Below are 9528 nucleotides of genomic sequence, written 5' to 3'. Positions count from 1 at the left end.
GGGCACCCGGTGGCGAGCACCGCCCCGGCGCCCGCCGCCCGCGCCGCCCGGCTGGCGGACTTCCGGCCCGCCGCCGGAGATGACTCCGCGGTCCGGGTGTTCTCCGCCGACGAGGCGCTGACCAGCCATGACACCGTGGTCGCCGTGGTGCGGGCCCCGTCGGCGAAGGACGGGCGCCGGGTCTACGCGCTGACCATGCTCAACGACGTGACCGACGCCGCCCGCGCCCTCGCCGTCACCCTCCTGGTCGGCGGGCCGCTGATCGTCCTGCTGACCGGCCTCATCGCCTGGCGGGTGGCGGGCGCCGCGCTGCGGCCGGTCGAGGCGATCCGCACGGAACTGGCCGCCGTCACCGCGCACCGTCTGGGCCGCCGTGTCCCGGCGCCCGGCGGCCGGGACGAGATCACCCGGCTGGCCCGTACCGTCAACGACACCCTGGAGCGTCTGGAGCACTCGGTCACCCGGCAGCGGCAGTTCGTCGCCGACGCCTCGCACGAACTGCGCAACCCGATCGCCGCCGCCCGTGCCGAACTCGAACTCGCCCTGCTGCGCGACCCCGGGTCCGCGGCCGCGGAATCCCTGCGGCAGGCGCTGGAGAGCACCCTGCGCCTGGAGCGGATCGCCGCCGATCTGCTGCTGCTCGCGCGCCTGGACGCGCGGCTGCCGCCGACCGCGCGGCTTGTCGACCTGTCGCTGCTGGCGGCGGAGGAGGCCGCCCGGCGGCGCTCCACCCGGGTCCATCTGGCCTTGGACACCGGCGACCCCGTGCCGGTACGGGGCGACCGCGGCCAGCTGGAACGGCTGCTGGCGAACCTGCTCGACAACGCGGAGCGGTTCGCCGCCTCCACCGTCCGCGTCACCACCACGACCGGCGACGGCGGCAGCGCCGTGCTGGAGGTCGCCGACGACGGTCCCGGCATCCCGCCCGAGGCGCGCGAGCGGGTCTTCGAGCGGTTCACCCGGCTGGAGGAGGACCGCAACCGGGGCAGCGGCGGCACCGGCCTCGGCCTGGCCATCGCCCGGGAGATCGCCCGCGCCCACGACGGGACGCTGCGCGTGGCCCCGGGCGACGGCGGCGCCGTCCTCGTCCTCCGGCTGCCCGCCGCCTGACCGGCTCCGGGCCCGCTCCCCCGGTACGGCCCCGCTCGCCGGGCGCGCCGCCGCCCGGGTCCGTAGCGTGAGGCGCGGGGCGCGACCGGGCGTCCCGCTTCCCCGCCCCGAGGAGCCCGGCCCATGTCCACCGGACCCGCCCCGAGCGGCGCCTGTCTCACCCTGGACGACGGGCGGCCCGCCGTCCGCCTCACCCGCGCCTACGACCGGCCCCCGGCGGACGTCTGGCGGTGGGTCACCGACGCCGGCGAGCTGGCACGGTGGTTCCCGTCCCGGGCCGCGATCGAGCTGCGCGAGGGCGGCACGGTCCGGTACGGCGAGGACCCGCACCGGCCGGACGCCACCGGCCGGGTCGTGGCCGTCGACGCGCCCCGGCATCTCTCCTTCACCTGGGGCGGCACCGAACTCCGCTTCGACCTCGCACCGCTCGGCGGGGACGGCACCCGGCTGACGCTCACGGACGTCCTGGAGGCCGCGGACGCCGCCGCGCGCAACGCCGCCGGCTGGGAGGTCTGCCTCGACGCCCTCGACGCCCGGGCCCGCGGTGACCGCCCCGAGGGGCCGCCCACCGGCGCCACGGCGTCCTGGCGGGCGTACTACCGGCACTATCTCGACGCCGGCGTCCCGTCCGGCGCCCCGGTACCGGGGCTGGACGACGGCGGGGCCGGGTGAGGGGGCGTCCCCGGTGCCGGCGTGGCGAGGAGGCCCAGTGCCCGCCCGGCGAACCCAGCGGCCACTAGGCTGCGACGATGGAACGCTTGACCGATGCGCCCGAGGGCCGCGCCCCGTCCGCGGATCTGCCCCGGGTGAACGACTACGACAGTTTCGCCGAGGCGTACTCGGCGGAGAACGAGGACAACCTCGTCAACGGGTACTACGCGCGGCCCGCGATGCTGGACCTCGCCGGAGACGTGGCGGGCCACCGGATCCTGGACGCGGGCTGCGGCTCCGGTCCCCTGTCCGCGGCGCTGCGCGACCGCGGCGCCGTCGTCACCGGCATCGACACCAGCGCCCGGATGCTGGCGCTGGCCGAGCGACGGCTCGGTGACGACGCGGACGTGCACCAGGTCGATCTCCGCGACCCATTGCCGTTCGACGACGGCACGTTCGACGACGTGGTGTCCTCGCTGGTCCTGCACTACCTGGAGGACTGGGGGCCGACGCTGGCCGAGTTGCGGCGCGTGCTCAGGCCCGGCGGCCGGCTGATCGCGTCGGTGGACCACCCGTTCGTGGCCTACACGATCCGAGAACCCCGGCCCGACTACTTCGCGACCACCAGCTATACCTTCGACTGGGCGTTCGGCGGGCAGACCGTCCCGATGAGGTTCTGGCGCAAACCGTTGCACGCGATGATCGATGCCTTCGCCACCGCCGGCTTCCGCCTCACCACCCTCAGCGAGCCGCAGCCCGACCCGGCCGCCCGTGACCTCTTCCCCGACGAATTCCGGGCCCTTTCCACCACACCCTGCTTCCTGTTCTTCGTCGTCGAGGTGCCGCCTTCGGCCGCCGGCCCGGACGGGGGCCGCCCGCGGAGCCGGGGCGAGGCGGGCGCTTGAGCTGACGCGCGCGTCGCGCCCCCTCGTCGTCCCCCGGAGCGCCGGCCCACGGCGGTCCGGGGGACGGTCACGTGACCCGCCGGACAGGCCCTGGCTAGGGTACGGAGATGGATGCGCGCACTTATCTCTCCGAACTGTTCTCGCTGGACGGCCGGGTCGCCGTGGTGACCGGTGGCAGTTCCGGTATCGGCCGTGCGATCGCCGGGGCACTCGCCCGTGCGGGGGCTGGCGTCGTGGTCGTGGCGCGTGGGGAGAAGGGGCTGGCCGAGACGGTCGGCGAGTTGGTGGGGGACGGCTGCCGGGCGGCGTGGGTGAGCGGCGATCTGAGCAGCCGTGACGGGGTGCGCGCGGTGGCCGAGGAGGCGGCCGCCGTGTTCGGGGAGCCCGACATCCTCGTCAACTCCGCCGGGATCAATCTGCGGCCCGCCATGGATGAGTTGGGCGAGGACGTGTGGGACGCGACGATGGCGGTGAACCTGGAGGCCCCCTGTCTGCTGGGGCGGCGGTTCGGGCCCGGCATGGCCGAGCGGGGCTTCGGCCGGATCATCCACATCAGCTCGCAGCAGGCGCACCGGGCGTTCGTCCGCAGCGGCGCGTACGGGGTCTCCAAGGGCGGGCTGGAGTCGCTGGCCCGTTCGCAGGCCGAGGCGTGGTCGCCGCACGGTGTCACCTGCAACACGCTGGTGCCGGGTTTCGTGATGACGCCGCTCAACGCCCGCCTGTCGTCCGATCCGGAGCAGGTGACGGCGCTCGCGGCGCGCACCATGGTGGGCCGCAACGGCCTGGCCGAGGACTTCGCGGGCGCCGCGGTGTTCCTGGCGAGCCGCGCCTCGTCCTATGTCACCGGGCAGTCCCTCTTCGTCGACGGCGGGTTCTCCGTCCACTGACCCGTCCCCCGACGGTGTCCGGTACGGGGGACGGGCGCGGCCGGTCAGTCGCGGCGTTCGGTGAGGAGGGTGGCCAAGGCCGCGAGGACGGCGACGCCGCAGGCGATCAGGCAGGCGCTGCCCATGGCGGTGACGAACGTGTCGTGGGCGACGCGGGCGGCGGTGCGGGCGGCCTGCGGGCCGAGCCCCGGTACGGCCGGCGCGGCTCCGGTGGAGACCGCGTCCGAGAGCCGGTCGAGGGTGGTGGCCGGCAGGTCGGGCAGTCCTGCCGCGTGCCAGGCGCCGGGGAGGTCACCGGCGGTGCGGCCGGCGATGACCGCGCCGAGGACGGCGGTGCCGAGCGAGCCGCCGACCTGCATCGACGCCTGCTGGAGGCCCCCGGCGACACCGGCGAGTTCCAGTGGCGCGCTGCTCATGATGACCTGGGTGGCGCCGACGACGACGGGGGCGACGCCGAGGCCGAGCAGCGCGAACCACAGGGACGTGCGGGCGACGGACGCGTCGACGGTGAGGGTGGACATCCCGTACATGGCCCCCGCGGTCACCGCCATGCCGGCGAACAGGGGGATGCGGGGGCCGAGTAGGGCGGTCAGCCTGCCCGCCAGGGGGGAGCCGACGACCATCATGCCGGTCAGCGGCAGCAGCCGCAGGCCGCTCTCGACGGGCCCGAGCCCCTTCGCGTTCTGGAGGTAGAACGTGACGAAGAACAGACCGCCCATGAGGGCGAACGCCATGAACACCATCAGGGCCACGCCCGCGCAGAACGGCACGGAGCGGAACAGGCGCAGCGGCACGAGGGGGTCGCGGGCCCTGCTCTGCACCGTCACGAAGGCGGCGAGGAGCACGGCGGCGGCGAGGAGGTGACCGATGGTCAGCGCGTTGCCCCAGCCCCAGTCACGTGCCTTGATCAGCGGCCAGACCAGGCAGAACATCGCGGCGGACAGCAGGACGACGCCGGTGACGTCGAAGGAGCGGGACGTCTCCTCGGCGCGGTGGCCGCCGAGCACCATCGTGCCGACGGCGGCGGCCGCGGCGCCGAGGGGGACGTTGATGAAGAACACCCACTGCCAGTCGGCATGCTGGACGATCAGGCCGCCGACGATGGGTCCGGCGGCCGTCGAGGCGCCCATGACCAGCCCGTACAGTCCCAGTGCCGTGTTCAGCCGTTCGGCGGGGAAGGCGGCGCGCAGCAGTCCGAGGGCGGCGGGCATCAGCAGGGCGCCGAAGACGCCCTGGAGGACGCGGAAGGCGATGACCGCGCCGATGCCGCCGGACAGGCCGATCGCCGCGGAGGCGGCCGCGAAGCCGGTGACGCCGACGAGATAGGTGGTGCGGTGGCTGAACCGGTCGCCGAGCCGGCCCGCGGTGATGAGGACCACGGCGAGGGCGAGCATGTAGCTGTTGGTCACCCACTGCACGCCGGCCAGGGAGGCGTGCAGGTCCCGTTGGAGCGCGGGGTTGGCGATGGCGACGATGGTGCCGTCGAGGTTGACCATGGTGACGCCGAGTCCGACCACCGCGAGGGTCGGCCAGGGCCGTCCCCTCCTCCGTTCCCCGGGTGCTTGCGGGGACGGAGGGGGTAAGGCGTTCGCGGGGGATGCCGATGTCGTCATGGCATCGAGGGTGACGGACGGCGCCGGGCGTCGCGGGCCGGGCCCCGCGCCGGGGTGCGGCGGGCACGGTTCATCCGGCCAGCTCCCGGAACCAGGCGGCGATCGCGCGGGCGCCCTCGACGTTGGAGCCGAAGTGCCGGGTGTCGTGCCAGTCGTGGGCGCCGAGGTCGGTGACGGGTGCCGGGACGCCGCGGGCGGCGAAGTCGGCCTGGCACTGCGTGGTGTTGGCGTTGACGACGCGTTCGTCGTCGACGGCGAGGAACAGGCGCAGCGGTACGGTCGGCTTCCAGTCGCGGCACACGCCGTCGGTCACGTCGAGGGCGTCGGAGAGCGCGTCGGTGGGGTGCTGGAGCAGGTCCATCCCGTGGGGGGTGAGCAGCTCCTCCATGGTGGCGGGGAGTCCGCCCACGATCTCGGCGGCGGAGTGCGAGCCGTCCAGCAGGTTTTCGACGGTGCCGGCGTAGGGCTCGCGGAAGACCTCCTTGGGGTCGTCGTAGACGGGGTAGGTGCGGTTGAAGCCGACGAGGATGTCGGCGGCGTAGACGCCGCGCATGGCGGGGGGCTTGATCCGGCCGTCGAGGAGCGAGGGGAAGGTGACGCCGCGGACGTCGTAGGCGCCGCTGACGGGGGCGAGGGCGCGCAGCCGGAAGTAGGGGTCGCGGCCGGACTGGAGTTCGCGGCCGAGGTCGAGGGCGTTGGAGGCGCCCTGGGAGAAGCCGGTGACGAGCAGGTCGCGGGAGATCTTCAGGGAGGTGCGGGGCAGGAAGGCGCGGCCGGCGGTGAGCATGTCGAGGGTGGAGGTGGTCTCGGCGGGGATCGCGAACCAGGGGTGGGTGCCGTCGCCGACGCCCTGGCCGAGGTAGTCGGGGGCCAGGGTGATGAACCCGGAGGCGGAGTAGGTGACGGCGGGGGCGGCGTTGAAGCCGTGCGCGTCGACGGAGGGGGCCTTGGCGCGTTCGACCTCGGTGCCGTGGAGGTAGGAGACGCCGGGCCGTTCGCCGGTGGTGCCGAGGGGGACGGTCACCAGGCCGCTGGCCTTCACGGGTCTTCCGTGCTGGTCGACGGTTCCGTAGACGATGCGGTAGGCGGCGACGCCGTAGGTGAGGTCGTCGGCGTGGAAGCCGGTGTTCGTCAGGTCCTTGGCGACGTCCTGGGGGGTGGGGAGGGTGTAGAGCTTCTCGGCGCTCAGGAGTTGGCCGCGGGCGGGTGCCGTCGTGCGGGCCGCCGGGTTCCCGGGGTCGGCGTGGGCGGTGGCGTCGGGTGCCAGGACGAGCGAGAGCGTGGCGAGGAGGGCCGCCGCCGCTGTACGGGTGCGTGCTGTGACGCGCATGGGGTTCCTGTTCGTCGTGCGGTCCGGGTCGGTTGGTGGGTGGCGGGGCCGGTCAGTGGTAGCCGCCGTCGATGGAGAGGACCGATCCGGTGATGTAGGTGGCGCGGTCGGAGAGCAGGAAGGAGACGAGGTCGGCGACCTCCTCGGGGCGGCCCATGCGGCCGAGGGAGATCTTGTCGAGGGCCTGGTCGAGCAGGTCCTCGGGGAGGTCGGCGACGAGGTCGGTGCTGATGTAACCGGGGGTCACCACGTTGGCGCGGACGCCGTACGTGCCGACCTCCTGGGCGAGGGACTTGGTGAAGGCGATGATCCCGGCCTTGGAGGCGCTGTAGTTGGTCTGCCCGGCGTTGCCGAGCACTCCGGCCATGGACGACAGGTTGACGATGGCGCCGCTCCTGCGCTTGATCATGTCCTCGACGACGGCGCGGCAGACGTGGTAGACGCCGTCGAGGTTGACCCGGAGCACGGACTGCCAGTCGTCGTCCTCCATCAGCGCGAGCGGGGTGTCGCGGAGGATCGCGGCGGAGGTGACGACGGCGTCGATGGGGCCGAGGGCGTCCTGGGCGCCGTCGACGAGGGCGTCCACGGACGCGGGGTCGGACACGTCGGCCCGCCGGACGAACACCCTGCGGCCGAGCCCGGTGATCTCCTTCTCCAGGTCCCGGGCCGCGGTGCCGTCGTGGGCGTAGCACACCGCGACGTCGTAGCCGTCCTGGGCGAGGCGCAGGGAGACCGCCCGTCCGATGCCCCGTGTTCCGCCTGCGACCAGTGCCACAGGGGTGGCGGTTGTGTTCATCGACTCTCCATTGCTCGGTTCCGGTGGGCGGGGGTGGCGGTCGGCCGGCGGCCGGCCGGGGGATGGGCGGCGTCCGCGATGGAGCGCAGGATCTCCCCCGCGGCGGACGCCAGGTAGAAGTGGTCGCCGGCGAACAGCCGGTGGTGGAAGGCGGCGCGGGTGTGGGGGCGCCAGCCGCGGAGGTCCTGGGGCGGTACGACCGTGTCCGAGCGGCCGCCGTAGACCGTCAGCGGGACGTCGAGGGGCGGGCCGGGGCGGTGGACGTGGGTGCCCAGGACCGAGTAGTCGGCGCGCAGGACCGGGATCGCCAGTGCCATCAGGTCCTTGTCGGCGAGGAGTTCGGGCGGGGTGCCGCCCAGGGCGGCGAGTTCCTCCAGGACCTCCGTGTCGTCGGCGGCGTGCAGCGAGCGGCGCCGGGAGGGCGTGCCGGGCGCGGCGGCGCCGGAGACGAACAGGTGCCGGGGCTGCGGCGCGCCCCGTTCGGCGAGCAGCCGGGTCAGTTCGTGGGCGATGAGGCCGCCCATGCTGTGCCCGAAGAACACGAACGGCGCGTCGAGGTAGGGGGTGATGCGGCCGGCGAGTTCCCTCACGAGGGGGGCCAGGCTCTGGAAGGGCGTCTCCTTGATGCGTCCTCCGCGGCCGGCGAGTTCGACCGCGCACACATGCAGTTCCCTGGGGGCCAGGTCGTGCCACTGCCGGTAGGCGGAGGCGCCGGCGCCCGCGTAGGGGAAGCAGAACAGCCGGGTGTGCGCGTAGGGGCCCGGTTCGCGGCTGACCAGCCACTCTCGGTCCATGGTGGGGTGTCCTCCTGCGGTGGGGGTGCGTGGGGCCCGGCGCGGCGGCCGGGCCCCGGGGCGCGGTCAGGCCGTGTCGTCGCCGGCCTGCCGCAGCCGCTCGCGCAGTACGGACACCGGGAGGCCGGGGTGCGTGGTGAGCAGGTCCAGGGCGAGCGGCCACCGGCGCATCATCGCGGCCATGGTGCGGGGGTCGATGCGGTCGGGCTCGTACATCCACATGCCGCGCAGCGTCCCGTCCTCGGCCTCGCGCATCATCAGGTAGAGGTCGAGGTTGTGCGGCTTCATGGTGGTGATGAGTTCGGGCAGGACGTTGTCGTCGCCGACGCCCATGTCCAGGGGTGCGCTGGTGAGGCGGTGCAGGCCGAGGTCGATGCGCTCGACGTTGATGAGGTTGAACTCGGTGCGCAGCAGGCCCTCGCCGTCGGCGACGCGTCCCTCGTTCACCAGGGCGCGCAGGGGTACGTGCTGGTGGGTGTGGGCGCCGATCGCGCCGTCGCGGACCTGGTCGAGCAGTTCGCGTGCGGTGGGGTCGGCGGCCATCCGGCTGCGGATGAGGACGAGGTGGATGAACGCGCCGACGGTGCGTTCGGTCTCGGGCCGCTCGCGGCCGGCGAGGGGGAAGCCGACGGCGATGTCGTCGCTTCCCGAGTACGCCGACAGCAGCAGGTGGTAGGCGGTCATCAGGGCCATGAAGAGGGTGGCGCCCTCGCGCTGGGCGAAGTCCTTGAGGTCCTTGGCCGTGGTGGCGTCGAGGACGAAGCCGTGGGTGTAGCCGTCGGCGGGGGTGACGTCCCGGGTCTGGTGGTCGGGGGCCCGGTAGTCGAGGGTCTGGGGCACGCCGTCCAGCAGGCGCTGCCAGTAGTCGATGTGCTCGTCGAGGGCGCCGTCGGCGAGCAGGCGGTTCTCCCAGGCCGCGTGGTCGAGGTAGGGGAGTTCGGGCTCGGTGAGGGTGGCGGCGCGTTCCTGGACGCGGGCGTTGTACAGCTCGCCCAGTTCACGCAGGACGACGTTGTGGCCCCAGTGGTCGACGACGGCGTGGTGCATGTCGAGGACGAGGGCGTGCTGCCGGGGCGCGAGGCGGACGAGGATGCCGCGGACGAGCGGTCCCTCGGCGAGGTCGAAGGGGCGCTCGGACTCCTCGCCGATCAGTGCGCGCAGGCCGTCGAGACGCTCGGCGGGGTCCTTGTCCCGCAGGTCGGCGGTGGTCAGCGGCCAGGTGCCGTGGTCGGCGGCGTACTGGATCCAGTGACCGTCGCGGTGGACGAGGCGGGTGCGCAGGACCTCGTGGCGGCGGACGAGGGCGTCGAGGGCGGCGCGCAGGGCGTCCTCGTCGAGGGGGCCGTCCAGGGTCAGTGCGGTGATGACGTTGTGGTGGGGGTGTTCGGCGCCGACGGGCTGGAGCAGGAACTCCAGCTGCCCGAAGGCGGCCGGGACGCCCT

General features: G+C 74.0%; 8 protein-coding genes and 1 pseudogene. 4 read left to right on the top strand and 5 right to left on the bottom strand.

The window, feature by feature from the left end; genetic code table 11:
- From AC51EU_RS22460 to AC51EU_RS22445, 4 genes are all read left to right on the top strand, one after another.
- A partial coding sequence (locus AC51EU_RS22460; protein ID WP_496268835.1) for a sensor histidine kinase occupies positions 1 to 1110 on the top strand: 1110 nt, incomplete at its 5' end.
- 123 nt (positions 1111 to 1233) lie between these two features.
- Positions 1234 to 1782 (top strand): SRPBCC family protein, encoded by a 549-nt coding sequence (locus tag AC51EU_RS22455; protein ID WP_496268834.1) that lies wholly within the window; start codon positions 1234 to 1236, stop codon positions 1780 to 1782.
- A 77-nt stretch (positions 1783 to 1859) separates the two neighbouring features.
- Entirely contained in the window at positions 1860 to 2666 is an 807-nt protein-coding gene (locus tag AC51EU_RS22450; RefSeq protein ID WP_496268833.1) for a class I SAM-dependent methyltransferase, read from the top strand.
- A 107-nt stretch (positions 2667 to 2773) separates the two neighbouring features.
- On the top strand, positions 2774 to 3553 hold the full coding sequence (locus AC51EU_RS22445) for an SDR family NAD(P)-dependent oxidoreductase (protein ID WP_496268832.1): 780 nt from the start codon (positions 2774 to 2776) through the stop codon (positions 3551 to 3553).
- Here AC51EU_RS22445 and AC51EU_RS22440 read toward each other — a convergent pair.
- The 5 genes and pseudogenes from AC51EU_RS22440 to AC51EU_RS22420 all read right to left on the bottom strand — a co-directional run.
- Positions 3507 to 5166, bottom strand: a pseudogene (locus AC51EU_RS22440) (MFS transporter). The gene AC51EU_RS22445 and the pseudogene AC51EU_RS22440 sit on opposite strands and share 47 nt — an antisense overlap.
- Before the next feature lie 70 nt (positions 5167 to 5236).
- On the bottom strand, positions 5237 to 6496 hold the full coding sequence (locus AC51EU_RS22435) for a lipase (RefSeq protein WP_496268831.1): 1260 nt from the start codon (positions 6494 to 6496) through the stop codon (positions 5237 to 5239).
- Positions 6497 to 6548: 52 nt separating this feature from the next.
- Complete coding sequence (gene fabG / locus AC51EU_RS22430; protein ID WP_496268830.1) at positions 6549 to 7292, bottom strand: 3-oxoacyl-ACP reductase FabG; 744 nt, start codon at positions 7290 to 7292, stop codon at positions 6549 to 6551.
- Positions 7289 to 8086, bottom strand: coding sequence for a thioesterase II family protein (locus AC51EU_RS22425; RefSeq protein WP_496268829.1), 798 nt, complete (start codon positions 8084 to 8086; stop codon positions 7289 to 7291). Before AC51EU_RS22425 ends, fabG begins: the two co-directional genes overlap by 4 nt.
- 66 nt (positions 8087 to 8152) lie before the next feature.
- The coding region (locus tag AC51EU_RS22420; RefSeq protein WP_496268828.1) for a condensation domain-containing protein at positions 8153 to 9528 on the bottom strand (1376 nt) is incomplete at its 5' end.

This window comes from Candidatus Streptomyces philanthi, assembly GCF_059553635.1.
This window is presented reverse-complemented; position numbering and strand designations above follow the sequence as displayed.

What these genes read in the sequence shown, in the direction of transcription:
- AC51EU_RS22455 (WP_496268834.1), top strand. Translation starts at nt 1,234, where the DNA reads ATGTCCACCGGACCCGCCCCGAGCGGCGCCTGTCTCACCCTGGACGAC.
- AC51EU_RS22450 (WP_496268833.1), top strand. Translation starts at nt 1,860, where the DNA reads ATGGAACGCTTGACCGATGCGCCCGAGGGCCGCGCCCCGTCCGCGGAT.
- AC51EU_RS22445 (WP_496268832.1), top strand. Translation starts at nt 2,774, where the DNA reads ATGGATGCGCGCACTTATCTCTCCGAACTGTTCTCGCTGGACGGCCGG.
- AC51EU_RS22435 (WP_496268831.1), bottom strand. Translation starts at nt 6,496, where the DNA reads ATGCGCGTCACAGCACGCACCCGTACAGCGGCGGCGGCCCTCCTCGCC.
- fabG (WP_496268830.1), bottom strand. Translation starts at nt 7,292, where the DNA reads ATGAACACAACCGCCACCCCTGTGGCACTGGTCGCAGGCGGAACACGG.
- AC51EU_RS22425 (WP_496268829.1), bottom strand. Translation starts at nt 8,086, where the DNA reads ATGGACCGAGAGTGGCTGGTCAGCCGCGAACCGGGCCCCTACGCGCAC.